The sequence below is a fragment of the Streptomyces sp. NPDC002888 genome, assembly GCF_042888465.1.
Taxonomy (GTDB): Bacteria; Actinomycetota; Actinomycetes; order Streptomycetales; family Streptomycetaceae; genus Streptomyces.
Genome location: NZ_JBIAPU010000009.1, coordinates 104,008 through 128,610, shown reverse-complemented (window position 1 = coordinate 128,610; position 24,603 = coordinate 104,008). Strand labels below are relative to the sequence as shown.

Here is a 24,603-nt window from a genome sequence, read left to right as displayed (position 1 = left end):
CAAGTACGGAACAAACTCACTCCGGCCCGCTATTCCGGCAGGTGGCGTCAGGACGATGTGTCGACCTTCACACGCGCCGCGACCGGCAGATGGTCGCTTCCCGTCTCCGGCAGCGTCCACGAGGTCTCCGGTTCCACACCCTTGACCAGGATCTGGTCGATGCGCGCCAGCGGGAACGACGCCGGCCAGCTGAAGCCGAAGCCGCTGCCCGCCGCGCCCTGCGTGGAGCGCATCTGGGCGGTGACGGCGTTCAGGGCGCGGTCGTTCATGGTGCCGTTGAGGTCGCCGAGCAGGACGACCTTCTTCAGCGGCTCTTCGGCGATGGCCTCGCCGAGCGCGTCGGCGCTCTTGTCGCGCTGGCGGGCGGTGAACCCGGCCTCCATCTTCACGCGGACCGACGGCAGATGGGCGACGTACACCGCGACCTGCCCGGCCGGCGCCGTCACCGTGGCCCGCATGGCGCGGGTCCAGCCCAGCTTGATGTCGACCGGCTCGACCCCGGTCAGCGGGTACTTGCTCCACAGGCCGACGGTGCCCTGCACCGAGTGGTACTTGTACGTCGACGCCAGCGCCTTCTCGTACACCGGGACCGCCGAGGCCGTCAGCTCCTCCAGGGCCAGCACGTCGGCGCCGGACGCGGCGACGTCACGGGCGGTGCCGGACGGGTCGGCGTTGTCGGCGTTGACGTTGTGCGTGGCCACCGTGAGGTCGCCGCCGGCGGCCGTCTTGTCGGTGAGCAGCCCGCCGAAGAGGTTCAGCCACACGATCGCCGGCAGCACCACCGCGATCAGCGCGGTCGCGGACTTGCGGACCAGCGCGAGCAGGAGCAGCACCGGGACGAAGATCCCGAGCCAGGGCAGGAACGTCTCCGTGAGGCTGCCGAGGTTGCCGAAGCGGTTCGGGATACGCGAGTGCAGCCCCATCACCAGGGCGAGGAGCACCGCGAACGCGGCCACCACGATCCCCCGGCGCCAGACGCGCCGGTCACCCCGCCAGTCTGCGATCAGGCGGTCAGTCAGGCGCCGGAGCCGGGGTCCTTGGCGCTCGTCACCCGAGCCGCCGTCGTCCGTCTCCGTCACGTACGCCTGTTGCGCCATACCGTCGCCTCACTACCCGCCTGCACACCGTCTCCCCCGTACCTACGACCCTAGGGGATGATCGGCTCCGTTCCCGCCGTCCCATGACGGCCGTACGGAAGACGAGGACGAACGAGTCGGTGTTCGGGGTTCCGAACGAGCCCGACGAGGCGCCGTCTGTGACGAAACACGCACATTGAGACGGCCGGTCGAGGTTGAGGTCAGCGGGAACTGACGGGGCGTAGCCCTTCGAGGAGCGCGTCGACGATCTGCTCCGGGAGGCCCTCCGGCAGGGCGGCCTCGGGGCGCATGACGGTCCGCAGGAGCATCGGCCCGACGAGGAGGTCGTTCAGCAGTTCGATGTCGACGTCCGCGCGGAGTTCACCGTTGCGCTGTCCGCGGCGCAGGACGTCGATCTGCATCCTGCGCCGCCGCTCGACGACGGTCGAGTGGTACGCGGCCCAGATCTTCGGGCTGCTCTTCATCTGGGCGTACACGCTGTGCAGGAGCGCCGAGGAGCGGGTCATCAGCCCGCGCTGGCGCAGCTGTTCCAGGATCGCGACGAGGTCGTCGCGCAGGGAGGTGCCGGGCAGTTCGGGGTCGGGGGGCTCGGCGCTGCGCACGACGTCGACGAAGAGTTCCTCCTTGCCGCTCCAACGGCGGTAGATGGTGGCCTTGCCGACCCCGGCGGTGCGGGCGATGCGCTCGATGGAGAGCTCGGCGAGCGGAACGCCTTCCTCCAGCAGCTTCATGACGCCCTCGACTATGGACCGTTCGACGGCCTCACTGCGGGGTCGGCCGCGCCCCGAGGTGCCAGGAGAGGCTTGGCTGCCGGCAAGGCTCACTTCGGTCCGTCCCTTCGGTCGACAAGGCACATTGTCCTACGGGGGCCCTGTGCGGTCGGTCCCGGCTACTCCGGCGCGGTCACCAACCGGGCCTCCTCCTCGCCCTTCTGAGGCGCCGTCGGCTTGCCCGGCAGGAACAGCGCGACCACGACCGCTCCGACGAGCGCCACCGCCACGCCGCCCAGCGCGGTGACGTGCATCGCGTGCAGGAAGGCGTCGTTGGCGGGGTCGATCAGGGCGCGGCCCTGCGGTCCGAGCTTCGCGGCGACACCGAGGGTGGCCTCGATGGACTCACCCGCCGTCTCCCGCAGGCCCGCCGGCAGCGCGCCGAGCTTGTCCTCGACGCCCGAGCGGTACGCCGTGGACAGCACCGAGCCGAGGACGGCGATGCCGAGGGCGCCGCCGAGCTGGCGGAAGGTGTTGCTGAGCGCGGAGGCGGAGCCGGCCTTCTCACGGGGCAGCGCCTGCATGATGACGACGCTGGTCGGGGTCATGATGTGGGCCATGCCCGCGCCCATGAGGAAGAAGACGACCTCCAGGATCCAGATCGGGGTGTCCGCCTCGAACGTGGCGAACGCGGCGAGCGTCGCGGCGATGAGGAGCAGGCCGCCGGTCGTGGTGGCCTTGTTGCCGAAGCGGTCGACGACGAGCCGGGCGCGCGGCGCGAAGATCATCTGTGCGGCGGCCAGCGGCAGCATCAGCAGCCCGGACTGCAGCGCCGAGTAGCCGCGTACGCTCTGGGTGTAGAAGACCGAGAAGAAGGTCACGCCCATCAGCGCGAAGAAGACCAGCGCGATGGCGGCCATCGCGGCCGAGAAGACCTTGTTCTTGAAGTACGTGACATCGAGGGACGGGTGGTCGCTGCGCTGCTCGAACACGATGAAGGCGGTGAGGATCACGAGTCCGGCGACGATGGTCGACAGCACGGTCGGGTCCGTGAAGTCCGCCAGCTCACCGCCCTTGATGATGCCGTAGACCAGCAGGACCAGGCCGACGACGGACAGGACGACGCCGACGGGGTCGACGCGGCCCGGCTTCGGGTCGCGGGAGTCGGGCACCAGCCACATCATCAGCGCGATGGCGAGGATCACGATCGGCACGTTGATGAGGAAGACGGAGCCCCACCAGAAGTGGTCGAGGAGCAGACCGCCGGTGATCGGCCCTATCGCGATGGCGAGGCCGACGCCGCCCGCCCAGATGCCGATCGCCTTGGGCTGCTCCTCGCGCTCGAAGACGTTCATCAGCACGGCGAGGGTCGCGGGCATGACGAAGGCGGCGCCGAGGGCCATGAGCGCGCGGAAGGCGATGAGCTGTCCGGGTGAGCCGGACTCGGCCGCCAGCGCGGAGCCGATGCCGAACACGGCGAGGCCGCCGAGCAGGACCCTCTTGCGGCCCACGCGGTCGCCGAGGAGGCCGGCGGTGAACAGCAGGCCGGCGAAGACCAGGGTGTAGGAGTTGATCGCCCACTCCAGCTCGCTCTGGGTGGCGCCCAGGCCGGTCGGGGCGGGGGTGGAGATCGTCTTGATGGCGACGTTCAGGATCGAGTTGTCCAGCACCACGATCAGCAGGCTCAGCATCAGCACGCCGAGAATCGCCCAGCGGCGCCGGTGCACGACGTCCGGTATCCGGGGGGCGGGGGTGGCAGGAGTAGTCATGCGGTCCAGACTAGGCGAATTTCGATACGAGACCGTCTCGTATTGGAATTACTTTACCCAGCCCGTACGCGGACCGCCGCCCGGGGAAGCCCCGAGGACGGAACTCACAGGGGCAGAACTCACAGGGGGCGCCCTAGCCGTCGATGGCACGAGGTGCCACCATGGAGACGGTCCGGGGACGCCGTCAGGGCGCCTCGAGATGACGTAAGGAGCCGTTGCAATGACGCAGCTTTCGGCTGCCCAGCACAAGCCCTCCGACGGCAGCAAAGCGCTGTACGGGGGGAAGGGCACTCGCCGCATCACCGTCCGCGACATCACCGCCGCCAAGGAACGCGGCGAGAAGTGGCCCATGCTCACCGCGTACGACGCGATGACCGCGTCCGTCTTCGACGAGGCCGGCATCCCGGTCATGCTCGTGGGCGACTCGGCGGGCAACTGTCACCTCGGGTACGAGTCCACGGTGCCCGTCACGCTCGACGAGATGACCATGCTGTCCGCCGCGGTCGTACGGGGCACCAGCCGCGCCCTGATCGTCGGCGACCTGCCCTTCGGCTCCTACCAGGAGGGCCCCGTGCAGGCGCTGCGCTCCGCGACGCGCCTGGTGAAGGAGGCCGGCGTCGGCGCGGTCAAGCTGGAGGGCGGCGAGCGCTCGCACCGGCAGATCGAGCTCCTTGTGGAGTCCGGCATCCCGGTCATGGCACACATCGGCCTCACCCCGCAGTCCGTCAACGCGATGGGCTACCGCGTCCAGGGTCGCGGCGAGGAGGCGGCCCAGCAGCTGCTGCGCGACGCGAAGGCCGTGCAGGACGCCGGCGCCTTCGCGGTGGTCCTCGAGCTGGTTCCGGCCGAGCTGGCCGCCGAGGTGACCCGCGTGCTGCACATCCCGACCGTCGGCATCGGCGCGGGCCCCGAGACGGACGCGCAGGTCCTCGTGTGGACCGACATGCTCGGTCTGACCGGGGGCCGGGTGCCGAAGTTCGTCAAGAAGTACGCCGACCTGCGCGAGGTCATGGGCAACGCGGTCAAGGCCTTCGCGGACGACGTCGTCGGCGGAACGTTCCCGCAGGAGGAGCACTCCGTCCACTGAGCCAACTCCGCACCGAGGCAGCCCCGCCGACCTTCCCCCAGTCGGCGGGGCTGCTGTTTTCTGCTTGACGGTCGCGGTGGTCGTCGGGGTCCTGTCGGTGCCGACGGCCTTCTGTCGGTGAGCTGTAGGTGGTTTGTCGGTGGCGGCTGACACCGTCCTTCACATGAAGCGAATCGACAACGAACTCCGCGGAATGGCCGTCACCGTGCGAGGGATGGTCAAGCACTACGGCGAGACCAAGGCGCTGGACGGCGTGGATCTGGACGTGCGGGAGGGCACCGTGATGGGGGTGCTCGGCCCCAACGGGGCCGGCAAGACGACGCTCGTCCGCATCCTCTCCACCCTGCTCTCCCCCGACGCCGGGCAGGCGACCGTCGCCGGCTACGACGTCGTGGGGCAGCCCCGGCAGCTGCGCCGGGTGATCGGGCTGACGGGGCAGTACGCCTCCGTCGACGAGAAGCTCCCGGGCTGGGAGAACCTCTACATGATCGGCCGGCTGCTCGACCTGCCCCGCAAGGACGCCCGGGCCCGCGCCGACGAGCTGCTGGAGCGGTTCTCGCTCACCGACGCGGCCAAGCGGCCGGCCAGCACGTACTCCGGCGGTATGCGGCGGCGGCTCGACCTCGCCGCGTCGATGATCGGGCGTCCGTCCGTCCTCTTCCTGGACGAGCCCACCACCGGCCTGGACCCCCGTACCCGCAATGAGGTGTGGGACGAGGTCAAGCGGATGGTCGGCGACGGAGTCACCGTCCTGCTCACCACCCAGTACATGGAGGAGGCCGAGCAGCTCGCCTCCGAGCTGACCGTCGTGGACCGCGGCAAGGTCATCGCGAACGGCGCGATCGAGGAGTTGAAGGCGAAGGTCGGCGGACGCACCCTGCGGGTCCACCCGGCCGATCCGGGGCATCTGCGGCCTCTCGCCACCGCGCTGGACGAGCTGGGCATCACCGGGCTCGCCACCACGACCGTGGACGCCGAACGCGGTGCCGTCCTGGTGCCGATCCTCAGCGACGAGCAGCTGACCGCCGTGGTCGGCACGGTCACCGCGCGCGGCATCACGCTCTCCTCCATCACCACCGAACTGCCCAGCCTGGACGAGGTGTTCCTGTCCCTCACCGGCCACCGCGCCAGTGCCCCGCAGGACAACACGCCCGCCGACACCCGCGAAGAGGTCGCCGCATGACCGCCACAACCGTCACCGCCACCGCCACAGCGGCCACCGACGCCCGTATCCCGCTGCGCGGCCATCTGCGCCACACCGGCGCCCTGATCCGCCGCAACCTGCTGTGGATCCGGCAGGACCCGGAGTCGATGGCCGACGCGCTGCTGATGCCCATCATCTTCACCCTGCTGTTCGTGTTCGTCTTCGGCGGCTCGATCGGGCAGGCGCTGGGCGGCGGACAGGACCAGTACATCCAGTACGTCATTCCCGGCATGATCGCGATGATGAGCATGACGCTGTCGCAGGGCGTCGGCACCGGCTTCAGCCAGGACTTCAACTCCGGTGTCATGGACCGCTTCCGGTCCCTGCCGATCGGCCGCGGCTCGGTGCTCTTCGCGAAGATCTCGGTGGAGCTGCTGCGGATGCTGTTCGCGACCACCGTGCTGATGATCGTCGCCGTGGCGGTCGGTTTCGACATCACCAACTGGCCCGGCCTGTTCGCGACCGTGGCCCTGTCCACGGCGTTCGCCTCGTCGATCATGTGGGTGTTCCTCACCCTGGGCGTGATCATGAAGAGCGCGCAGTCCGTGCAGGCGATGGGCTTCCTGGTGCTGTTCCCGCTGCAGTTCGGCTCCTCGATCTTCGCGCCGACGACGTCGATGCCGGGCTGGCTGCAGGCGTTCACCGACTACAACCCGCTGTCCACGCTCGCGGACGCGTCCCGCGGACTGATGATCGGCGGCCCGGTCGCGCACGACCTCTGGATCACGCTGGGCTGGTCGGTGGCGATCACGGCGGTGATGGCACCGGTCGCGATCCACAAGTTCCGGACCAAGAACTGACCGGCGGGCGCGAGTCCTCCCCGCCTGCCGGTCACACCAGGGCGGCGGCCTCCTCCAAGGAGAGGCCGCCGCCCTCGGCGTACGCGGCCTCGTACGCGGCGTCGCCGAGCACGGCCCGGGCCGGCCCTTCGGCACGGGCGCGCACCTCGTTTTCCAGGCGGGAAGGGATGTGCCCGGGCAGCAGCAGGACGTCGGCGGCACCGAGGCAGCGGGCGGCGGCGGTGGCACGGCTGCCGCCGTCGACCTCGGCCAGGGCGACCGCGGCGATGGTCAGGTACGCGGAGGGCATGTGCGGGGCGATGGTCTTGGACAGCACGTCGTCGGCCCGCTCCAGGGCGCGGCGGACGAGGGCCAGGCACTCCTCGTATCGCCCGTCGGCCGCGTCCAGCCAGGCCTCCGCGCCCAGGATCAGGGCGTCGAAGACGAAGAAGTGAGCGATGCCGAACTCCTCACGCAGCAGCCGGAGCTGCTCGCGCGCCTCGGCCGTACGGTCGGTCATGCCGAGCCGGCCGGCCAGGAAGAGCCGGGCGGCGGGCATCGACTCGTTGGCCGTGTGCTGCTTCTCGGCGATCACCTCGCGCAGGATGCGCTCGCCCCGCTCGGCCTCCCCGGCCTCCAGCAGCACGCTGCCGAGGCGGGCCTTGAGCACCGCCACCTGAGCGCGGGCACCGAGCCGTTCGGCCTCGGCGATGGCCGACTCGTAGTCGGCGGCGGCCGCCTGGTAGTCCCCCTGTCGCTCACGGGCCTCTCCGCGCGCGGAGAGGGCCTCGGTAAGGCCCCAGGCGTCCCCGAGGCGGCGGAAGATCTCCAGCGACTCCTCGGCGTCGCGGGCCGCGTCGCCCGCCCAGTCGGTGCGGTTGGCCAGCAGGTTGGCGCGCATCTGCAGACAGCCGGCGAGCTCCCACTCGAACCCGGGCGTCTCACGGCAGGTGCGGACGTTGGCGTCGATGACCGTGCGCAGCCGGTCCATGTCGCCGGTCAGCATCACGGCGAAGAACCACAGCATGCCCGGGGCGCGGCAGGTCTGTGGCAGCCCGGGCTCGTAGACCTCGGCGATGACACGCAGCTTGGTCTGTGCCTCGGGGGTCTGCCAGGCCTCCAACTCGGTGTCCATACCGGCGAGATGGGCGAGGTGCAGGCCGCGCCGGGCCTCCTGGAGCAGCTCACCGGTCAGCGGGGGCGGGATGTCCGTGCAGCGCTGCAGGACGGGGGCGGCGGGCCGTGCCGGGGCCGCGAACGGGTCGGGCCCGAGCGCCATGACCTCGTTGCACCAGGCGCGGGCCTCGATGCGCAGGTCACGCATCTGCCAGTACCAGGCGAGCGAGAGGACGAGGCAGATGCCCTCCTGCTCGTCGCGTGCGGCGACGGCGCGGCGCAGCGCGGTGCGCAGGTTCTCGTACTCGAGCTCGAAGCGTGCGATGGCGGCGAGCTGGTGGGGGCCGCGCAGCAACGGGTCGGTGGTACGGGCGAGTTCGCGGTAGTACGTCAGGTGCGTGCGCTCGGCCGCGGTGCGCTGCGCGCCTTCGCCGAGCCGCTCCCCGGCGTACTCGGCGACGGTTTCCAGGAGCCGGTAGCGCATGGTGCCGTCGGCCGAAGGAGCGGCCACGACGAGGGACTTGTCGACGAGGGAGCCGAGCGCGTCGAACGCGACCGGCCCGCAGACCGCCTCGGCGGCGGCGAGGTCGCAGCCGCCCGCGAAGACCGACAGGCGGCGCAGGACCTCCCGTTCGTCCTCGTCGAGCAGGTCCCAGGACCAGTCGACGACCGCGCGCAGGGTCTGCTGGCGGGGCAGGACGGTGCGGCTGCCGGAGGTGAGGAGCCGGAAGCGGTCGTCGAGCCGGTCGGCTATCTGGCGAGGCGTCAACATCCGTACCCGGGCGGCCGCGAGCTCGATGGCGAGCGGCAGGCCGTCGAGGCGCCGGCAGATCTCGGCGCACGCGTCGGGGTCGTCGGCGATACGGAACCCGGGCTGGGCGGCGGCCCCGCGCTCGGCTAGCAGCCGCAGCGCCACCGGCTCGGGCAGCGGCTCCACGGGGCGCAGCAACTCGCCCGGTACGCCGAGGGGTTCACGGCTGGTGGCCAGCACCGTGAGCTCCGGGCAGCGGGCGAGGAGTTCGTCCACGAGCCGTGCGGCGGCGTCGACCACGTGCTCGCAGTTGTCGAGGACGATCAGCATGCGCCGCCTGCCGCAGTGCTCGACGAGGCGTTCCACCGGGTCGTCGTAGCGGTCGGGTGCGGCGGCGCGCATGCCCTCGGCGCCGGCGCCGTGCAGCACCGTCTCGCGGGCGCCGATCGCGGTGAGTACGGCCTCCGGCACGGCGGCCGGGTCGTCCACGGGCGCCAGCTCCGCGAGCCACACCCCGTCCCGCGCCGCGTCCCGCACCGTCTCGGCCGCCTCCTGCGACAGCCGCGTCTTCCCGGCCCCGCCGGGCCCGAGCAACGTCACGAGCCGCGCACCCGCGAGATCCTCCCGGATGGCCTCGATGTCGGCCTCCCGGCCCACGAAGGAGGTGAGCCGGGCGCGGAGGTTGCCGGGGGGCGGGGTGGGGGCGGAGGGGACAGGGGAGGCCGCGCGCTGCTCCTCGGGGCTGCCCGCTGCTGACCCGGCGACGACATCGTGCCCCTCGGCCTCCCAGGCGTCCCGCGCGCCTGCGGCCCCCGGAACCGGCTCATCCCCTGCGGCAGGACTCAGCAACTCCACGTGCAGGGCGCGGAGTTCCGGGCCCGGGTCGGAGCCGAGGCGGTCTGCCAGGAGGTGGCGTACGTGCTCGTAGGCGGCCAGGGCCTCCGCTGCACGGCCCGCGGCGCGGAGGGTGCGCAGGCGGAGGGCCTGGAGTGGCTCGTCCAGGGGGTGGGCGTCGCAGAGGGCGGTGAGTTCGGGGAGGGACTGTTCGGCCTGACCGAGGGCGAGCGCGGCGGTGTGACGGGCGCGGAGCGCGTCGAGGCGCCGGGCCTCCCAGCGGGCCGCCTCCGCCGTGCGGTCGGGCAGGTCGGTGAGGGCCGGACCGTGCCACAGGGTGAGCGCGTCGTCGAGGATGACGGCCGCCTTCGCGGGGTCGCCGTCGGCCAGCGCGCGGGTGCCGTCCGTGGCCAGCCGCTCGAAACGGTGCAGGTCGATGTCGTCGGGGGCGGCGGCCAGCCGGTAGCCGCCGTCCACCGAGGCCACCGCGCCCGCACCGAGCGCCCGCCGCAGCCGTCCCACCAGCGCCTGCAGCGCACCCGGCGCGTCGGCGGGCGGGTCGTCGTCCCACACCTCCTCGACCAGGAGTCCGGCGGGGACGGTCCGGCCGGCCCGCAGTGCCAGCACGGTCAGCAGGGCACGCAGCCGCGCCCCGCCGACCGGGACAGCGGTGCCGTCGGTACGGAGTGCCTGGGTGGTGCCGAGGATGCGATAGCGCACGGGGTCCATTGTCTCCGGTGGAATCGGGGCGGGTCACGGGGTTTCGACGGTGCGGCGCGCAGTGGGCCCGCCCTGGAACCCCCGCCCACCATGAGACGTTTTCCCCGTACGCCCGGTACGGTCGGGCAGTCCCCCCGCGTGTCCGAGAGCTCAGGGAGCCCCATGACCACCGCCCTCACCCGCCGCAGCGAGCGGCGGATCAGCCCCGTCTTCCTCGGGATACTGGCCGTCACCGCCGTCACGGGCTGGGCCACCTGGACCGGGTTCGCCGAGCAGCCCGGGGTCGCGGTGTTCCTGTTCGTGACGTCGGCGTGGATCGTCTCGCTCTGCCTCCACGAGTACGCGCACGCCCGCACCGCCCTGCACAGCGGCGACATCTCGGTCGGCGCGAAGGGCTACCTCACGCTGAACCCGCTGAAGTACACCCACGCCCTGCTCAGCATCGTGCTCCCCGTGATCTTCGTGATCATGGGCGGTATCGGTCTGCCCGGTGGTGCCGTCTTCATCGAGCGCGGCCGCATCCGGGGCCGCTGGCGGCACAGCCTCATCTCGGCGGCCGGCCCGCTGACGAACGTGCTGTTCGCCGTCGTGTGCACGGCCCCGTTCTGGCTGGACGCGCTGGACGGGGTGCCGACGGACTTCCGGTTCGCCCTCGGCTTCCTCGCCCTGCTCCAGGTCACCGCGGCGATCCTGAACTTCCTGCCGGTCCCCGGCCTGGACGGCTACGGCGTGATCGAGCCCTGGCTGTCGTACAACATCCGGCGCCAGGTCGAGCCGTTCGCGCCGTTCGGCCTGCTGTTCGTGTTCGCGCTGCTGTGGGTGCCGTCGGTCAACGCCGCGTTCTTCGACGTGGTCGACTCGATCCTGAAGAGCCTCGGGATCAGCGACCTCGACACGTACTGCGGTCAGGAGCTGTTCCGCTTCTGGCAGGGCACGAACGAGTTCTGCTCGGTCAGCCCGTGACGGGCCCGTCCTGCCGGGAGGCCTTGCCCCGCTTCACGTAGTACCAGCACATGTTGGACGACAGCCCCGCCAGCATCACCCACACGATGCCCAGCCAGCTGCCCTGGACGAAGGACACGACCGCCGCGGCCACGGCGAGGGCGCAGACGACGAAGGCGTAGAGGGCGAGGCGGGGCATGGGGTCGACTCCTGTCGGGGGACACTGCGGGCACTGCGGGCACTGCTGATGCCCACCAGTGTCCCCCATCCCCTCAGACGTCCGTGACCCGCAGCCCGGCGTGCGCCTTGTAGCGGCGGTTCACGGAGATCAGGTTCGCGACCAGCGACTCCACCTGGTGGGCGTTGCGCAGCCGCCCCGCGAAGACGCCGCGCATGCCGGGGATGCGGCCGGCCAGCGCCTGCACGACCTCCACGTCGGCCCGCTCCTCGCCCAGCACCATCACGTCGGTGTCGATCTCCTCGATCTCCGGGTCCTGGAGGAGGACCGCCGACAGGTGGTGGAAGGCCGCGGTCACCCGCGAGTCCGGCAGCAGGGCGGCGGCCTGCTCGGCGGCGCTGCCCTCCTCCGGCTTCAGCGCGTACGCGCCCTTCTTGTCGAAGCCGAGCGGGTTGACGCAGTCGACGACGAGCTTGCCGGCCAGCTCCTCGCGCAGGGACTCCAGGGTCTTGCCGTGGCCCTCCCAGGGCACGGCGACGATCACGATGTCGCTGCGGCGCGCGGTCTCGGCGTTGTCGGCGCCCTCGACGCCGTGCCCGAGCTCCTCGGCGGCGGCCTGGGCGCGGTCGGCGGCCCGCGAGCCGATGATCACCTTCTGCCCGGCCCGGGCGAGCCGGTAGGCGAGGCCCTTGCCCTGCGGCCCGGTCCCGCCGAGCACGCCGACGACCAGCCCGGAGACGTCGGGAAGGTCCCAGGGGTCCTTGGCGGGGGCCTTCGCCGGGGTGCCGGTGGGCTGCTGTGCACTGTCGGTAGAGGTCATGGGCCGACTTTACGTGCGGACGCGCGCGGTCATCCGCTCAGGTGAGGCGGCTCACGGGCACCCGCCGGAAGGTGATCGTCTCGTAGGCGCCGAAGTCGCCGGTCTCGTACAGCAGCCCGACGGTTTCCGCGTCGACGCGTACGAGGTCGGAGTAGGCGGCGGGCAGGCCGTCCACCGTGAACGCCGGGCGCCAGGTGGTGCCGCCGTCGGTGGAGACGCGGATCGTCATCAGGGCGCGGAAGCCGGGGTCGGCGGGACCGGAGCAGAGGAGGAGGTCGGGGCCGCGGAGTTGCAGGACGCTCGCCTCGCAGACGGGGGCGGTCAGGCCTGCCTGGGGGCGGAAGGGTTTGACGAGTGTGCGGCCGCCGTCCTCCGAGTGGGCGTCGGCGCGGGTGCCGGGCGCGGGGGAGTCGTTGCGGGTGTTGAAGTAGACACGGCCGTCGGGGAGTTCGGCGGCGGTGGTCTCGTTGGCGTTGACATGGCCGTCGGTGTGGTCGTCGACGTAGCCGATGCCCCAGGTCTCGCCGCGGTCGTCGCTGAGCAGGCAGTGGCCGCCGTTGTAGCGGCCCTCGGTGCCGTTGTCCCGGCCGGTCGGGGGGAGGGAGTGGTTGGCGGGGACGACGATCCGGCCGGTGCTCAGCTGGACGGCGTGGCCGGGGGTGGTGGCGTACCAGCGCCATTCCTCGCGCTTCACCTGCGGGGTGATCTCTCTCGGGGCGGACCAGGTGAGCCCGTCGTCGTCGCTGTGCCGCACCCACACGCGGCGGCCGTCGGCCGGCCCGACGGCACCACGCCGGATGGCGTCCTCGGTGGCGAGGGCGGCGTTGCGCACGTGTACGAGGAGGATCCGGCCGGTGTCGAGGACGACGGGAGCGGGGTTGCCCGCGAGGGCGTCGCCGTTCTCGGCGGCGACCTGGAGGGGGCCCCAGGTACGGCCGCCGTCGGTGGACCGTTTCAGGACGATGTCGATGTTCCCGAAGTCGTTCCGGGAGCCGACCCTGCCCTCGCAGAAGGCGAGCAGGGTGCCGGACGCGGTGGCGACGACGGCCGGAATGCGGAAACTGGCGTAGCCCTCGCGGCCCGCCCGGAAGGGGACGGTCGCCGCGGACGTGGATGCCTCGGATGTGGTCGCCTCGGTTTGGGGCGGTGGTGCCTCGGTCATGGGGCGGCCCCTCCCCACTGCGGGCGAATTCGCAGTGAACGCGGGGTCAACGGTGGCCGGTTACGGCAGTATGCGGGCGCATGGACGCCGTACGAGTCGCGTTGCTGCGTGAAGTACTCGCCGGGACGGAGTGGCTGGGGGCCACACGGCGGTTCGCGGGGGTGCTGCGCGGGTCCGTGGTGTCCCACGGGGGCGGGCTGCTGCTCGTGGGTACGCCGGAGTACGAGCCGTGGCATCTGGCGGCGCATCTGACGGACGAGGCCGCGTGGTCGGGGACGCCGGAGCTGGCGCCCACGCTCGTACGACATGACGCGCGCCCCTCGGATCCGGCGCACCTGGCGGTCGGGCCCGGGCGGATCGAGGCGGCGCGACGGGGAGAGACGCTGCTGGTGGTGGCCCCGCGGGGGCCCGCCGCTCCCCTGTTGGAACGGGTGCACGACGCCCGTCGCGCCGGGGTGACGGTGCTGGCGCTCGGCCCCCGTGAGGAGGAACTGGCGGGCATGGCCCACGAGGCGCTGACCGTACCGGACGGCGCGGAGCTGGACCTCGACACCGTCCAGCACCTGGTGAGCGCGGCGGCCGGCGAGAACGCCCGTCCCGCCGCCCGGGGCTTCAAGGACCGCCTGTCCAGGTTGGCGGAACTACTGACGGCCCCGCCACCTGCCCGCTGGTGACTTCCCCGTACGAAACCAGAGGCCAACGGCCGGTTTTCGCCCCCCTCACGAAAAGCGGTTGCTCCCTGTCACCCCTCCTCCGACCATGACCCCTCGTGACCGACGAACACCCCGCCTCCCCCGCGCCCCCCGCCTCCCCGCCCCCCTCCGGACTCCGCGCGCTGCTCCCCGATCTCGCCCCCTGGCGGGCCTCCGCCGACTTCCGAAGGCTCTGGATGTCGGGATTGATCACGAACTTCGGGAGTTTTCTGACGTTCGTCGCGCTGCCGGTGCAGATCAAGGAGCTGACCGGGTCGGCGGCCGCGGTGGGGGCGATCGGGGCGGTGGAGTTGGTGCCGCTGATCGTGTTCGGGCTGTACGGCGGTGCGCTCGCCGACGCGTGGGACAAGCGGAAGCTGATCGTGTGGACGGAGGCCGGGCAGGGGCTGTTGGCCGTGGGGCTGCTGGTCAACGCAGCTGCGCCGCACTCCGCCGTCTGGCCGCTGTACGTCGTCGCCGCCCTGTCCTCCGCCCTCGGCTCCGTGCAGCGCCCCGCCCTCGACTCGCTGATGCCGAGAATCGTGTCCCACGAGCACCTGCCCGCCGCGGCCTCCCTCAACTCGCTGCGCTGGCAGGTGGGCGGCGTCGCGGGCCCCGCGCTCGCGGGCGTGGTCGTCGCCTACGCGGGGCTGGGCTGGGCGTACGCCGTGGATCTGCTCACCTTCTTCGTCTCCGTGGCGATCTGCGTCCGGCTCGCCCCCTCCCCCGCCTCCCACGAGGCCGCGAAACCGTCGCTGAAGTCCATCGTCGAGGGCGCCCGGTACGCCTGGAGCCGCAAGGAGCTCCTCGGCACGTATGTCATCGACATCGCGGCGATGCTCTTCGCCATGCCGCTCGCCGTGCTGCCGTTCCTCGCGGACGAGCTGGACGCCGAGTGGTCGCTCGGCCTGATGTACGCCTCGGTCCCGGCCGGCGCGCTGCTGGTGAGCCTGACCAGCGGCTGGACCTCACGGATCCACCGGCACGGGCGGATCGTGGTCCTCTCGGCCGCGCTGTGGGGTCTGGCCATCGCCGCCGCCGGTGTTTCCGGGAACGTCTGGCTGGTGCTGCTGTTCCTCGCCCTCGGCGGCGGCTTCGACATGGTCAGCGGCATCTTCCGCGGGGCCATGTGGAACCAGACGATCCCGGACGAGCTGCGTGGCCGGCTCGCCGGGATCGAGCTGCTGTCCTACTCGGTCGGTCCGCAGCTCGGCCAGGTCTGGCTGGGCGGCATGGCCGCCTGGCGGGGCGTACGGACGTCCGTGTGGTCGGGCGGGCTGCTGTGCGTGGGCGCGGTGGGGCTGCTGGCGCTGTGCCTGCCGAAGCTGATGACGTACGACGTGCGGACGAACGAGCACGCGGTGCGGCTGCGCGACCAGCGCGCGGCAGCCGCACCCGTCTCCCCCGTGTGATCAGTCTTCGCGCCGGTCACCCGCCGGGGCGTCGTGCCACTTGGGGTCGTTCTCCCACTGGACGTTGCGCTCACGGGCGCTCTGCATCGCGTGTTCGGCCTCCTGACGGGAGGCGTACGGACCGAAGCGGTCCTTGGCAGGGCACTCCGGCCCTTCCTCGACCTTCTTGTGCTCCAGGCAGTAGTACCACTCGCCCGGCTTTCCGACGGTCCGCTTCTTGAACAGGGGCATGACCAGCTCCTCTCGCCACCGACATGTTCCCCCATACCCGCTCGCTAGACTCGCTGGCATGTCTGGCCAGTCGCTGCTCGTACCAGGGGAGCTGTCTCCCATCCGTTCCGTGCCCGGAAACATCCGCCGCCCCGAGTACGTCGGCAGGCCCGCGCCGACGCCGTACACCGGGCCGGAGGTGCAGACACCCGAGACGATCGAGGCGATGCGCCTCGCCGGCCGGATCGCCGCGCAGGCGATGGCCGAGGCCGCGAAGCTGATCGCGCCGGGTGTCACCACCGACGAACTGGACAAGGTGGCGCACGAGTTCATGTGCGACCACGGCTCCTACCCGTCGACGCTGGGCTACCGCGGCTTTCCCAAGTCCCTGTGCACCTCGCTCAACGAGGTCATCTGCCACGGCATCCCGGACTCCACGGTGCTGCGCGACGGCGACATCATCAACCTGGATGTGACGGCGTACATCGGCGGGGTGCACGGCGACAACAACGCGACGTACCTCGTGGGTGACGTCGACGAGGAGTCGCGGCTGCTGGTGGAGCGGACCCGGGAGTCCCTCAACCGGGCGATCAAGGCGGTCAGGCCGGGCCGCCAGATCAACGTCATCGGGCGGGTCATCGAGTCGTACGCCAAGCGCTTCGGCTACGGGGTGGTGCGGGACTTCACCGGGCACGGCATCAACTCGTCCTTCCACTCCGGCCTGATCGTCCCCCACTACGACAGCCCGCACGCGACGACGGTCATCCAGCCGGGCATGACGTTCACGATCGAGCCGATGCTGACGCTCGGGACGCACGAGTACGACATGTGGGACGACGGGTGGACGGTCGTCACCAAGGACCGGAAGCGGACGGCGCAGTTCGAGCACACGCTGGTGGTGACGGAGACGGGCGCGGAGATCCTCACGCTGCCGTAGGGCGGGGCCGGGAACGGCCTAGCGCTCGAGGAGAACGCGCCCTCCGATCTCCACCCACCCTCCCGGCTGTGGCGCCGTCAGGATCTGCGACCCCGCCCCCTGCGTGATGTTCAGCGCCCGCCCCAGCTGATCCGTGAGGAGCATGGCCGCCGCCCCGGTCGCCTCGTCCTCCTCGATGCCGTCGTCGCGGCCCGGGAAGGCGCGGGCGCGGATGCGGCCGGCGGGTTCGTCCTCCCAGGCCCAGGCGTAGATCCACTCGCCGGGCGGGGGGACGGACAGGTCGTCGACCTCGGCGGCGGTGGCGTACTGGCGCAGGGTGCGCGGCGGGGCCCACTCCGCCCGCGCCTCGATCCAGCTGAACTCCCCGTCCTGGCGGGCACCCACGACTCCGGCCGGGGTGACCAGTTCGGGGACGTCGAGCAGCCAGGCCGTACCGACACAGGGGTGCCCGGCGAAGGGCAGGCGCAGGCCGGGGGTGTAGATGTCGACGATCCCGCGCTCGGGGTCGTCCACGAACACCGTCTCGCTGAAGCCGAGCTTCGCCGCCAGGGCCTGCCGCTCGTCCCGCTCCGGCACCACCGAGCCCTCTCGGACGACGCCCAGTTCGTTGCCGTATCCGCCGTTCGGCGCGCAGAAGACGCGGAGCACGTCGTAGTCAGTCACCCGCGCATTGAAACAGTTGGAGCGCCTGAATTCCGCATCCGCGGTCCGGTGCGATCCTGATCACTCCCCACCGGAATCCTTGAATCCCCTTTGACCATTCCATGGGGTCCGATTTACGCCACCGTGATCATCTCGCGCTCTTACAGCGTCTATGAGAGGTGAATCACGGCACGCTGGGGTATCGCACAGGTAAGCCTCAGATAAGTTAGGCGAGCCTCACCAACCTTCGTGAGCTCTGTCACGTCATTTTTGAGCCAGCCGCTGGGAGCCCGCATGCGTGCCGTCAGACTGTCCGTCGTCACCGCCGCCGCCACCGCGGCGGCCCTGACCGCCGTCACGGGCTGCACAGAGAAGAGCAGCGCGAAGGACGGCGACCACGTGATCAGCGTGACCGCCACCGACGACAAGTGCGAGACGTCGAAGAAGGAAGTGCCCGCCGGGCACATCGAGCTCTCCATAGAGAACAAGGGCTCCAAGGTCACCGAGGTCTACGTCCTCTTCCCGGACGACCGGGTCGTCACCGAGCGCGAGAACATCGGCGCCGGCACCAAGCAGCGGGTCACCGCCGAGGTGAAGGCCGGCGAGTACCAGATCGCCTGCAAGCCGGGCATGAAGGGCGACGGCATCCGCCAGACCCTCAAGGTCACCGGCGGCAAGGCCACCAAGCGCGACCCCCGCCTGGACAAGGCCGTCGCCGCCTACCGCACCTACGTGCAGGGACAGGCCGACGAGACGCTGCCGCTGGCCGAAACCTTCGCCAAGGCGGTCAAGGACGGCGACATCGAGGCCGCCAAGAAGGCCTACGCGCCTTCCCGCATCGGCTGGGAGCGCACCGAGCCCGTCGCGGAGTCCTTCGGCGACATCGACCCCAAGGTCGACGTCCGCGAGGACGGCCTGGAGGACGGCCAGGACCCGGCGAAGGACTGGACCGGCTGGCACCGCCTGGAGAAGGCCCTCTGGCAGGACAAGAAGATCGGCGACCGCGAGAAGCAGCTCGCCGACCAGCTGATCACCGACCTCAAGGACTGGCAGACGAGGGTCGGCAAGGCCGACATCACCCCCACCTCCATGGCCAACGGCGCCAAGGAGCTGCTCGACGAGGTCGCCACCGGCAAGGTCACCGGCGAGGAGGAGCGCTACTCGCACACCGACCTGGTCGACTTCAAGGCCAACGTCGAGGGCGCGCAGAAGTCGTACGAGCTGCTCAAGCCGGTCGCACAGGAGAACGACAAGACGCTCACCACCGAGCTGGACAAGCAGTTCGGCACGCTGAACACGCTGCTCGACAAGTACCGCGCGGACAAGAACTCGTACGACTTCACCTCCTACGACAAGGTCGGCGACGCCGACCGCAAGGAGCTGTCGGACGCGGTCAACGCCCTTGCGGAGCCGCTGTCCAAGCTCGCCGCCGCCGTCGTCGTGAAGTAGGGACCTGACCATGACGGACACCGACAGCACCTCCCCCACGCCCTCCCGTCGCGCGCTGATCGGCTGGGGCGGTGCCGGGCTCGCGCTCGGCGCCGCCGCGGCCGGCGGGGCGGTCGCGATGACCCGCACCGGCAACGACGTCGACCCGGCCGGAGCCGAGGCGGGCGCCGCCATCGCCTTCCACGGCGCGCACCAGGCGGGCATCTCCACGCCCGTGCAGGACCGGCTGCACTTCGCCGCGTTCGACGTGACCACCGACGACCGCGCCGAGTTCGTCCAGCTGCTGAAGGACTGGACCGAGGCGGCCCGGCGGATGACCGCCGGGCACGCGGTCGGTGAGGGCGCGTACGGCGGCCTCGCGGAGGCGCCGCCGGACGACACCGGTGAGGCGCTGGGCCTGAAGCCGTCGCGGCTGACCCTCACCGTCGGCTTCGGGCCGTCGCTGTTCGGGAAGTTCGACCTGGCGGAGCAGCGGCCCGAGGCCCTCGTCGACCTGCCGAAGTTCGCCGGCGACAACCTCGACAAGAACCGCAGCGGCGGCGACCTGTGCGTCCAGGCGTGCGCGGACGACCCCCAGGTCGCGGTGCACGCCATCCGCAACCTCGCCCGGATCGGCTTCGGCAAGGTCGTCATCCGCTGGTCGCAGCTCGGCTTCGGCAAGACCTCGTCCACGACCCCCGAGGCGCAGACCCCGCGCAACCTCATGGGCTTCAAGGACGGCACCCGCAACATCGCGGGCACGGAGACCGACCGCCTCAAGAAGTTCGTGTGGGCGGACGAGAAGGACGGCCCGGAGTGGATGACCGGCGGCTCCTATCTCGTCGCCCGCCGCATCCGCATGCACATCGAGACCTGGGACCGCACCTCCCTCCAGGAGCAGGAGGACATCTTCGGCCGCGACAAGGGCGAGGGCGCCCCGGTCGGCAAGGCCAAGGAGCGTGACGAACCGTTCCTGAAGGCGATGAAGCCCGACGCGCACGTGCGGCTCGCGCACCCCGACTCCAACCACGGGGCGACTCTCCTGCGCCGCGGCTACTCCTTCACCGACGGCACGGACGGCCTGGGCCGGCTGGAGGCGGGCCTGTTCTTCCTGGCCTACCAGAGGGACGTACGCAAGGGGTTCATCCAGGTCCAGCGCAACCTGGCCACCGACGCGCTCAACGAGTACATCCAGCACGTGGGTTCGGCGGTCTTCGCGGTCCCGCCCGGCGTCCGCGACAAGGACGACTGGTGGGGAAGCACGCTGTTCTCCAAGGAGGCGTAGCCCATGTTCTCCAACTACCTGATCGGTCTGCGCGAGGGGCTCGAGGCGAGCCTCGTCGTCTGCATCCTCATCGCCTACCTGGTCAAGACGGACCGCCGGGACGCCCTCAAACCCCTCTGGATCGGCATCGGCGTCGCGGTCGCGCTGGCCCTCGGCTTCGGCTGCGCCCTGGAATTCGGCTCCCAGGAGCTGACGTTCGAGGCGCAGGAGGCGCTCGGTGGTTCGCTGTCGATCCTCGCGGTGGGCCTGGTGACGTGGATGGTGTTCTGGATGCGGCGCACCGCCCGGCACCTGAAGTCCGAGTTGCACGGCAAGCTGGACGCGGCACTGCGGATGGGCACGGGCGCACTGGTGGCCACGGCCTTCCTGGCGGTGGGCCGTGAGGGTCTGGAGACGTCCCTGTTCGTATGGGTGTCGGTGCACTCGGCGAGCGACGGCACCCCGCGCCCGCTGGCCGGCGCCGCCCTGGGGCTGGCCACGGCGGTCGTCCTCGGCTGGCTGTTCTACCGGGGCGCCCTGCGCATCAACCTGGCCAAGTTCTTCACGTGGACCGGCGGCATGCTGGTCGTGATCGCGGCCGGTGTGCTGGCGTACGGCTTCCACGACCTCCAGGAGGCCGACTGGATCCCGGGCCTGACCGACAAGGCCTTCGACATCACCGCCACGATCCCGCCGGACAGTTGGTACGGCACCCTGCTGAAGGGCGTCTTCAACTTCCAGGCGGATCCGACCGTGCTCCAGGTCACGGTGTGGCTGCTGTACCTGATCCCGACGCTCGCGCTGTTCCTCGCCCCGGTAGGGTTCGCCTCCGGGAAGGGGAAGGTGAAGTCACCTGATGACCAGGGATCGCAGCCCTCGAAAGCTCCGCAGGCGTGACCGGAACGCACTCATAGCGGCCTCACTGGCCGCTTTGTCGCTGACGTCGAGCGGCTGCGTGGTGGTACACGGGGAACGCGAGGTAATCCCGGCCACCACGCGGGCCGAGGCCGCCAAGGCACTGAAGCAGTTCACGAACGCGTACAACGCGGCCGACAAGGCCTACGACGGTTCCCTGGACGCCGACTACACCACCGGGGCGCTCGGGGACATCGACGCGGCACGGCTGAAGGCGGGCAACGCCACCAGCCCGGACGGCAACTCCACGCACTCCCCGCTGGTGTTGACGGACGCGAACTACACGATCCCCAAGAAGGCGGGCTGGCCGCGCTGGTTCGTCGCCGACACCAAGGCCAACAAGGGCGGCGACGCCCGCTGGTTGCTGGTGTTCATGCGCGACGACCTGTCCGAGCCGTGGCAGGCGTCGTATCTGACGCTGGTGGCCCCCGACGCCGTACCGGAGTTCAAGAAGGACGCGGACGGCTGGGCCGAGGCCGTGCCGGCGGACTCGACGGAACTGGCCGTCGCGCCGAAGAACCTGAGCGACGACTACACGACGTACCTCAAGAGCGGCGGCAGCACCTTCGCGAACGGCACGCACACCAGCGCGTGGCGGGTGGAGCGGCAGCGGAACGCCACCAGGCCGGGCCTGGCGACGCAGTACATCGACGAGCCGCTGACGAGCGGCGACTACGCGCCCCTGGCGCTGCGCACGGCGGACGGCGGGGCGCTGGTGTTCTTCACCACGCACCACTACGTCAAGCAGACGGCCGCGCCGGGCACGTCGGTCCCCACGCCGAACAAGAACGTGCAGGCGCTGACGAAGGGCGAGATCAAGCAGTCCCTCACGATGGAGTTCGTCTCCAACGAGGTGGCCCTGGACCCGGGCAAGGAGTTCGACGGCGCAAAGGTGTCCGTACTCGGCCGCGTCGAGGGACTGACGGGCGCTCAGGGCGAATAGGCCCTCAGTGCCGCAGGGGCCAGCCCGCGCTCAGATGGTCGGACTCCTGCCCGGCATGGCGGGCACCGGCGTCCGTGAGGACTTCGAGGAGGCTCAGCGGGTCCGGCAGTGGATGCTCCAGCCCGCGCACCCAGTGCACGGTCGGGCCGTCGTCACCGGGCAGCCGCGCCGGCGGTACGAGAACGTAGGAGCCCCGGCAGTGCCAGCGCATCCCGGGATGCTCGTCCATCGTCTCGGGGTGACAGTCCAGTTCGCACGGCCACCACTCGTCCTCGTCCTCGGGGGTGCCGCGGGTGAGGGTGAAGAACAGCATGCGTCCGTCGTCGCTCTCGGCGACCGGACCGACCTCGACGCCCGCCCCGAGCAGCCGCTCCAGCGCCTCCCGCCCCGCCTCCAGCGGCACGTCGAGCACGTCGTGCACCATGCCGGTGGCGGTGATGAAGTTGGCTTCGGGCTGGTGGCGGGCCCACCGCTCGATCTGGCCGCGGTCGGTGGTGGACTGCGTCTGCCACGCGAACGACACCGGGTGCCGGGCTGGAGTCGGACAACCGACGCGATCGCACGAACAGCGATAGCCGGGCGCCGGATAAGCGGCGGGCGCGAGCGGAAGCCCCACCTCGGCGGCGGCGAGCAGCAGGGCCTCACGACCACCGTCACCGGCGGCTTCCTTGGGACGGCGTCCTCGCAGCCACTGGGAGAGTTTGCCCTGCCGGCCGGACCGACCGCCGAACTCCGCGCTCATCTATCCCCTAGCCTCGCTGTGGTGCGGACAGCATGCCCTATGGTCCCACCTTCCTGGGCCCCGGGGGGCGGTAGCCGACATCCGGGGTGAGTGAGACAAGACATACCGCGTACCCGGATCGGGGTTGATCGTACGCATTTCCGGGTGTGTTTTCCCGGATACGGCGCCGGGTCAGCGCGGGGCGAGGCCGTGGAGGGCGTAGTCGACGAGGGTGTCGGTGTACTCGTAGGAGATCGGGCCCGTGTACTGGAGCCAGCGCTGGGCCAGCGGGGAGATGAAGAACTCGAGGGCGATGCGCGGGTCGATCTCGGGGCGGACCTGGCCGGCGTCCTGGGCGGAGCGCAGGCGGTCCACATACAGCTGGAGGGACGGTTCCATGAGCTTGGCCATGAACTCGCGGCCGACCTGTTCGTTGACCACGCCCTCGGCGGCCAGGGCTCGGGAGGGCGCCTCGAACCGGGGATCCGTCAGCTGGTCGACGGTGGCCCGCAACACGGCCTTGATGTCGGCGGCGAGGTCGCCGGTGTCCGGGATGACGTACAGCTCCCGCTCCGACACCCCCGCGTCCCGCGCCGCCTGTTCGCTGAGATCCAGGAACGCCTCCAGCAGGACGTCGGCCTTCGCCCCCCACCAGCGGTAGATCGTCTGCTTACCGACGCCGGCGCGGGCGGCGATTCCCTCGATCGTGGTCTTCGGATAGCCGACCTCCACGACGAGTTCGAGGGCGGCGGCATAGATGGCGCGGCGGGACTTCTCGCTGCGGCGGGTGGCGTCGGGGGAGGCTGATCGAGCGGACTGGGCGGACTTCTGAGCGGCCATGGCCCGAACTTATCACCTTGACAAGACGGATCGTCTCGCCGGACAGTGGTGACTGTCACGCAAGACGATACGCATCGTCTCGCAACTCATTCGACGTAAGGAACCCCTGATGACACGAGGCGGATCAGGAAACATGCTGGGCGTCGGCGGCACCCGCAGGAACCTCGGCCGCAAGGCCCTGCGGGGCGCCGGCGAGAGGGGCCGCATCGGAGGCGGCCTCGACCCCCAGGCCCAGAAACGGGAACTGCTGCGCAGGCTCCAGGAGGCGCGCGAAGACCGCCGGTGAGGAGACCGGCCGCACTCAGCGCTCAGCCGGTGGCCAGGGATCGCCCCAGTCGGCGTCCCTGGCCGCCTTGTACAGGTCGCCGTGACGTTTGGTGACCGTCGCCCTGGCCAGACGCTCGTCGGCTTCGCACAGGTCGAGGAGGACCTGCCCCTTACGGATCTGGGGCCGACGGACGACGCGGGCCGGAGCGGGGGCCACGGGCAGCCGACTGGCGGCGACGTAGCTGAACTTCTCGTCCTCGTAGGCGAGGGAGCCACCCTTGACCTGCCGATGCAGGGAGGACCGGCTGACCCGGGCCGAGAAGTGACACCAGTCCGTCCCGGGGACGATGGGACAGGCGGCACTGTGCGGGCAGGGGGCCGCGACATGGAACCCGGCGCCGACCAGCCGATCGCGGGCCTCGATGAGGCGGGCGTACCCGTCAGGGGTACCGGCCTCGACGATCACAACAACCTGTCCGGCAGCCGCGACGGCATCGACAAGGGCGGCACGGTCGCCCTCGGTGAGCTCGTTGAGGACATACGAAACGGTGACGAGGTCGGCACTGCCCAGGTCGAGCGCCGCCCCGATACGGGCTCGCTGCCACCGAGCACCCTCCAGCGCCGGATTGGCGGCGGCGATCTCCCGCCCGAGGGCAAGCGCGGGCTCGGCCCAGTCGAGCACGGTCACGGCCCGTTCCCCACCCCAGACGGCGCTGACCGCCCACGTCGCGGCGCCCGTCCCCCCACCGACATCCACATGACTGCCGGGCACCCACCCGGGCACGGCCTCGGCGAACGCCTCCAACGCCGACCGCACCGCCTCAAAGGTCGCCGGCATCCGATAGGCGGCGTACGCGGCCACATCGGCCCGGTCCCGCAGAATCGGCGCGTCGGTAGGCGTGACCCCGCGATAGCTGGCGATGAGCCGCTCCACGGCCCCGGCAGCCTGCCTGGGCGGAAGTCCCTCAAGCAGCCCGGCAAGGGCCCCACGCAGACTCTCGGCAACAGAAACGGAAACGTTCACCCCCCAATTCTCGCAGCCCCCACCCCCTACCCGCCCCACCACTCCCAGCGCCTCCCGAGCAGGCACGGCGGCAACAATTGGCAGATCCGTGCCAGCCCCAAAGCCCGCTCACCTCGCGGCATGCCCCTTCCGATGGCCC

At 71.0% G+C, this 24,603-nt stretch carries 24 protein-coding genes; 12 read left to right on the top strand and 12 right to left on the bottom strand.

Going from position 1 to position 24,603, the window contains the following annotated elements; all coding sequences use genetic code 11:
- Positions 1-47 precede the first annotated feature (47 nt).
- The 3 genes from ACFYWX_RS16920 to ACFYWX_RS16910 all read right to left on the bottom strand — a co-directional run bounded on the left by ACFYWX_RS16920 (position 48) and on the right by ACFYWX_RS16910 (position 3,576).
- Positions 48-1,097 carry an endonuclease/exonuclease/phosphatase family protein gene (locus ACFYWX_RS16920; protein WP_389424798.1) on the bottom strand — a complete coding sequence of 350 codons (1,050 nt, stop codon included), beginning with the start codon at positions 1,095-1,097 and terminating at the stop codon, positions 48-50.
- Positions 1,098-1,297: 200 nt separating this feature from the next.
- Complete coding sequence (locus ACFYWX_RS16915; protein WP_389424797.1) at positions 1,298-1,921, bottom strand: TetR/AcrR family transcriptional regulator; 624 nt, start codon at positions 1,919-1,921, stop codon at positions 1,298-1,300.
- Between the two features lie 65 nt (positions 1,922-1,986).
- Positions 1,987-3,576 carry an MFS transporter gene (locus tag ACFYWX_RS16910; protein WP_389424796.1) on the bottom strand — a complete coding sequence of 530 codons (1,590 nt, stop codon included), beginning with the start codon at positions 3,574-3,576 and terminating at the stop codon, positions 1,987-1,989.
- Positions 3,577-3,796: 220 nt separating this feature from the next.
- Between ACFYWX_RS16910 and panB the strand changes: the two genes are divergently transcribed.
- The 3 genes from panB to ACFYWX_RS16895 all read left to right on the top strand — a co-directional run bounded on the left by panB (position 3,797) and on the right by ACFYWX_RS16895 (position 6,667).
- Positions 3,797-4,663: a 3-methyl-2-oxobutanoate hydroxymethyltransferase gene (gene panB, locus ACFYWX_RS16905; RefSeq protein WP_389424795.1), complete on the top strand. Its 867-nt coding sequence runs from the start codon at positions 3,797-3,799 to the stop codon at positions 4,661-4,663.
- A gap of 163 nt (positions 4,664-4,826) precedes the next feature.
- The gene (locus tag ACFYWX_RS16900; RefSeq protein ID WP_389424794.1) at positions 4,827-5,846 is read left to right on the top strand and encodes an ATP-binding cassette domain-containing protein; all 1,020 of its coding nucleotides are present in this window, start codon (positions 4,827-4,829) and stop codon (positions 5,844-5,846) included.
- A complete protein-coding gene (locus ACFYWX_RS16895) occupies positions 5,843-6,667 on the top strand; it encodes an ABC transporter permease (protein WP_389424793.1) in 825 nt (274 codons plus the stop codon). Before ACFYWX_RS16900 ends, ACFYWX_RS16895 begins: the two co-directional genes overlap by 4 nt.
- 31 nt (positions 6,668-6,698) lie before the next feature.
- Here the strand turns inward: ACFYWX_RS16895 and ACFYWX_RS16890 are convergent, their stop codons facing one another.
- The gene (locus tag ACFYWX_RS16890) at positions 6,699-10,076 is read right to left on the bottom strand and encodes a BTAD domain-containing putative transcriptional regulator (protein ID WP_389424792.1); all 3,378 of its coding nucleotides are present in this window, start codon (positions 10,074-10,076) and stop codon (positions 6,699-6,701) included.
- Between the two features lie 153 nt (positions 10,077-10,229).
- Here ACFYWX_RS16890 and ACFYWX_RS16885 point away from each other — a divergent pair, with 153 nt between their 5' ends.
- Positions 10,230-11,030: a site-2 protease family protein gene (locus tag ACFYWX_RS16885; RefSeq protein ID WP_389424791.1), complete on the top strand. Its 801-nt coding sequence runs from the start codon at positions 10,230-10,232 to the stop codon at positions 11,028-11,030.
- Here ACFYWX_RS16885 and ACFYWX_RS16880 read toward each other — a convergent pair.
- The 3 genes from ACFYWX_RS16880 to ACFYWX_RS16870 are packed head-to-tail and all read right to left on the bottom strand — an operon-like array spanning position 11,020 to position 13,169.
- Positions 11,020-11,277, bottom strand: a complete 258-nt coding sequence (locus tag ACFYWX_RS16880; protein WP_389424790.1) for a hypothetical protein — start codon at positions 11,275-11,277, stop codon at positions 11,020-11,022. The two genes, ACFYWX_RS16885 and ACFYWX_RS16880, sit on opposite strands and share 11 nt — an antisense overlap.
- Positions 11,278-11,281: 4 nt before the next feature.
- Entirely contained in the window at positions 11,282-12,007 is a 726-nt protein-coding gene (gene npdG / locus ACFYWX_RS16875; protein WP_389424789.1) for an NADPH-dependent F420 reductase, read from the bottom strand.
- A 37-nt stretch (positions 12,008-12,044) separates the two neighbouring features.
- Entirely contained in the window at positions 12,045-13,169 is a 1,125-nt protein-coding gene (locus tag ACFYWX_RS16870) for an exo-alpha-sialidase (protein WP_389424788.1), read from the bottom strand.
- A gap of 80 nt (positions 13,170-13,249) precedes the next feature.
- Between ACFYWX_RS16870 and ACFYWX_RS16865 the strand changes: the two genes are divergently transcribed.
- Together ACFYWX_RS16865 and ACFYWX_RS16860 are read left to right on the top strand one after the other, a co-directional pair.
- Positions 13,250-13,843, top strand: a complete 594-nt coding sequence (locus ACFYWX_RS16865; protein ID WP_389424787.1) for a hypothetical protein — start codon at positions 13,250-13,252, stop codon at positions 13,841-13,843.
- Positions 13,844-13,938: 95 nt separating this feature from the next.
- Positions 13,939-15,273: an MFS transporter gene (locus ACFYWX_RS16860; RefSeq protein ID WP_389424786.1), complete on the top strand. Its 1,335-nt coding sequence runs from the start codon at positions 13,939-13,941 to the stop codon at positions 15,271-15,273.
- Here the strand turns inward: ACFYWX_RS16860 and ACFYWX_RS16855 are convergent, their stop codons facing one another.
- Complete coding sequence (locus tag ACFYWX_RS16855; protein WP_389424785.1) at positions 15,274-15,504, bottom strand: hypothetical protein; 231 nt, start codon at positions 15,502-15,504, stop codon at positions 15,274-15,276.
- Between the two features lie 58 nt (positions 15,505-15,562).
- Between ACFYWX_RS16855 and map the strand changes: the two genes are divergently transcribed.
- The gene (map, locus tag ACFYWX_RS16850; protein WP_389424784.1) at positions 15,563-16,420 is read left to right on the top strand and encodes a type I methionyl aminopeptidase; all 858 of its coding nucleotides are present in this window, start codon (positions 15,563-15,565) and stop codon (positions 16,418-16,420) included.
- Positions 16,421-16,438: 18 nt separating this feature from the next.
- On the opposite strand, the gene ACFYWX_RS16845 is transcribed toward map, so the two are convergent.
- On the bottom strand, positions 16,439-17,083 hold the full coding sequence (locus ACFYWX_RS16845) for a PhzF family phenazine biosynthesis protein (RefSeq protein WP_389424783.1): 645 nt from the start codon (positions 17,081-17,083) through the stop codon (positions 16,439-16,441).
- 273 nt (positions 17,084-17,356) lie between these two features.
- On the opposite strand from ACFYWX_RS16845, the gene efeO reads away from it, so the two are divergent.
- Genes efeO through ACFYWX_RS16825 form a run of 4 tightly spaced genes read left to right on the top strand, consistent with a single transcriptional unit; the run spans position 17,357 to position 21,612 of the window.
- The gene (gene efeO, locus ACFYWX_RS16840; RefSeq protein WP_389424782.1) at positions 17,357-18,511 is read left to right on the top strand and encodes an iron uptake system protein EfeO; all 1,155 of its coding nucleotides are present in this window, start codon (positions 17,357-17,359) and stop codon (positions 18,509-18,511) included.
- 10 nt (positions 18,512-18,521) lie between these two features.
- The gene (gene efeB / locus ACFYWX_RS16835) at positions 18,522-19,775 is read left to right on the top strand and encodes an iron uptake transporter deferrochelatase/peroxidase subunit (protein WP_389424781.1); all 1,254 of its coding nucleotides are present in this window, start codon (positions 18,522-18,524) and stop codon (positions 19,773-19,775) included.
- 3 nt (positions 19,776-19,778) lie between these two features.
- Entirely contained in the window at positions 19,779-20,651 is an 873-nt protein-coding gene (gene efeU / locus ACFYWX_RS16830) for an iron uptake transporter permease EfeU (protein WP_389424780.1), read from the top strand.
- Complete coding sequence (locus tag ACFYWX_RS16825) at positions 20,611-21,612, top strand: hypothetical protein (protein WP_389424779.1); 1,002 nt, start codon at positions 20,611-20,613, stop codon at positions 21,610-21,612. The genes efeU and ACFYWX_RS16825 overlap by 41 nt, the downstream gene beginning before the upstream one ends.
- A 4-nt stretch (positions 21,613-21,616) precedes the next feature.
- Here ACFYWX_RS16825 and ACFYWX_RS16820 read toward each other — a convergent pair whose 3' ends face one another.
- Positions 21,617-22,354, bottom strand: coding sequence for a bifunctional DNA primase/polymerase (locus ACFYWX_RS16820; protein WP_389424778.1), 738 nt, complete (start codon positions 22,352-22,354; stop codon positions 21,617-21,619).
- A gap of 171 nt (positions 22,355-22,525) precedes the next feature.
- Positions 22,526-23,173, bottom strand: a complete 648-nt coding sequence (locus tag ACFYWX_RS16815; RefSeq protein WP_389424777.1) for a TetR/AcrR family transcriptional regulator — start codon at positions 23,171-23,173, stop codon at positions 22,526-22,528.
- 109 nt (positions 23,174-23,282) lie between these two features.
- Between ACFYWX_RS16815 and ACFYWX_RS16810 the strand changes: the two genes are divergently transcribed.
- Positions 23,283-23,459: a DUF6243 family protein gene (locus tag ACFYWX_RS16810; protein WP_389424776.1), complete on the top strand. Its 177-nt coding sequence runs from the start codon at positions 23,283-23,285 to the stop codon at positions 23,457-23,459.
- A gap of 15 nt (positions 23,460-23,474) precedes the next feature.
- On the opposite strand, the gene ACFYWX_RS16805 is transcribed toward ACFYWX_RS16810, so the two are convergent.
- On the bottom strand, positions 23,475-24,464 hold the full coding sequence (locus ACFYWX_RS16805) for a small ribosomal subunit Rsm22 family protein (protein WP_389424775.1): 990 nt from the start codon (positions 24,462-24,464) through the stop codon (positions 23,475-23,477).
- Between the last annotated feature and the right edge of the window lie 139 nt (positions 24,465-24,603).

Excerpts from the sequence above, each read along its gene's own strand:
- efeU (WP_389424780.1), top strand. The coding sequence starts at position 19,779 with ATGTTCTCCAACTACCTGATCGGTCTGCGCGAGGGGCTCGAGGCGAGC.
- ACFYWX_RS16855 (WP_389424785.1), bottom strand. The coding sequence starts at position 15,504 with ATGCCCCTGTTCAAGAAGCGGACCGTCGGAAAGCCGGGCGAGTGGTAC.
- ACFYWX_RS16920 (WP_389424798.1), bottom strand. The coding sequence starts at position 1,097 with ATGGCGCAACAGGCGTACGTGACGGAGACGGACGACGGCGGCTCGGGT.
- panB (WP_389424795.1), top strand. The coding sequence starts at position 3,797 with ATGACGCAGCTTTCGGCTGCCCAGCACAAGCCCTCCGACGGCAGCAAA.
- ACFYWX_RS16880 (WP_389424790.1), bottom strand. The coding sequence starts at position 11,277 with ATGGGGGACACTGGTGGGCATCAGCAGTGCCCGCAGTGCCCGCAGTGT.
- npdG (WP_389424789.1), bottom strand. The coding sequence starts at position 12,007 with ATGACCTCTACCGACAGTGCACAGCAGCCCACCGGCACCCCGGCGAAG.
- ACFYWX_RS16815 (WP_389424777.1), bottom strand. The coding sequence starts at position 23,173 with ATGGCCGCTCAGAAGTCCGCCCAGTCCGCTCGATCAGCCTCCCCCGAC.
- ACFYWX_RS16865 (WP_389424787.1), top strand. The coding sequence starts at position 13,250 with ATGGACGCCGTACGAGTCGCGTTGCTGCGTGAAGTACTCGCCGGGACG.
- ACFYWX_RS16820 (WP_389424778.1), bottom strand. The coding sequence starts at position 22,354 with ATGAGCGCGGAGTTCGGCGGTCGGTCCGGCCGGCAGGGCAAACTCTCC.
- ACFYWX_RS16825 (WP_389424779.1), top strand. The coding sequence starts at position 20,611 with ATGACCAGGGATCGCAGCCCTCGAAAGCTCCGCAGGCGTGACCGGAAC.
- ACFYWX_RS16810 (WP_389424776.1), top strand. The coding sequence starts at position 23,283 with ATGACACGAGGCGGATCAGGAAACATGCTGGGCGTCGGCGGCACCCGC.
- efeB (WP_389424781.1), top strand. The coding sequence starts at position 18,522 with ATGACGGACACCGACAGCACCTCCCCCACGCCCTCCCGTCGCGCGCTG.
- ACFYWX_RS16910 (WP_389424796.1), bottom strand. The coding sequence starts at position 3,576 with ATGACTACTCCTGCCACCCCCGCCCCCCGGATACCGGACGTCGTGCAC.
- ACFYWX_RS16870 (WP_389424788.1), bottom strand. The coding sequence starts at position 13,169 with ATGACCGAGGCACCACCGCCCCAAACCGAGGCGACCACATCCGAGGCA.
- ACFYWX_RS16895 (WP_389424793.1), top strand. The coding sequence starts at position 5,843 with ATGACCGCCACAACCGTCACCGCCACCGCCACAGCGGCCACCGACGCC.
- ACFYWX_RS16900 (WP_389424794.1), top strand. The coding sequence starts at position 4,827 with ATGAAGCGAATCGACAACGAACTCCGCGGAATGGCCGTCACCGTGCGA.
- ACFYWX_RS16885 (WP_389424791.1), top strand. The coding sequence starts at position 10,230 with ATGACCACCGCCCTCACCCGCCGCAGCGAGCGGCGGATCAGCCCCGTC.
- map (WP_389424784.1), top strand. The coding sequence starts at position 15,563 with ATGTCTGGCCAGTCGCTGCTCGTACCAGGGGAGCTGTCTCCCATCCGT.
- efeO (WP_389424782.1), top strand. The coding sequence starts at position 17,357 with ATGCGTGCCGTCAGACTGTCCGTCGTCACCGCCGCCGCCACCGCGGCG.
- ACFYWX_RS16890 (WP_389424792.1), bottom strand. The coding sequence starts at position 10,076 with ATGGACCCCGTGCGCTATCGCATCCTCGGCACCACCCAGGCACTCCGT.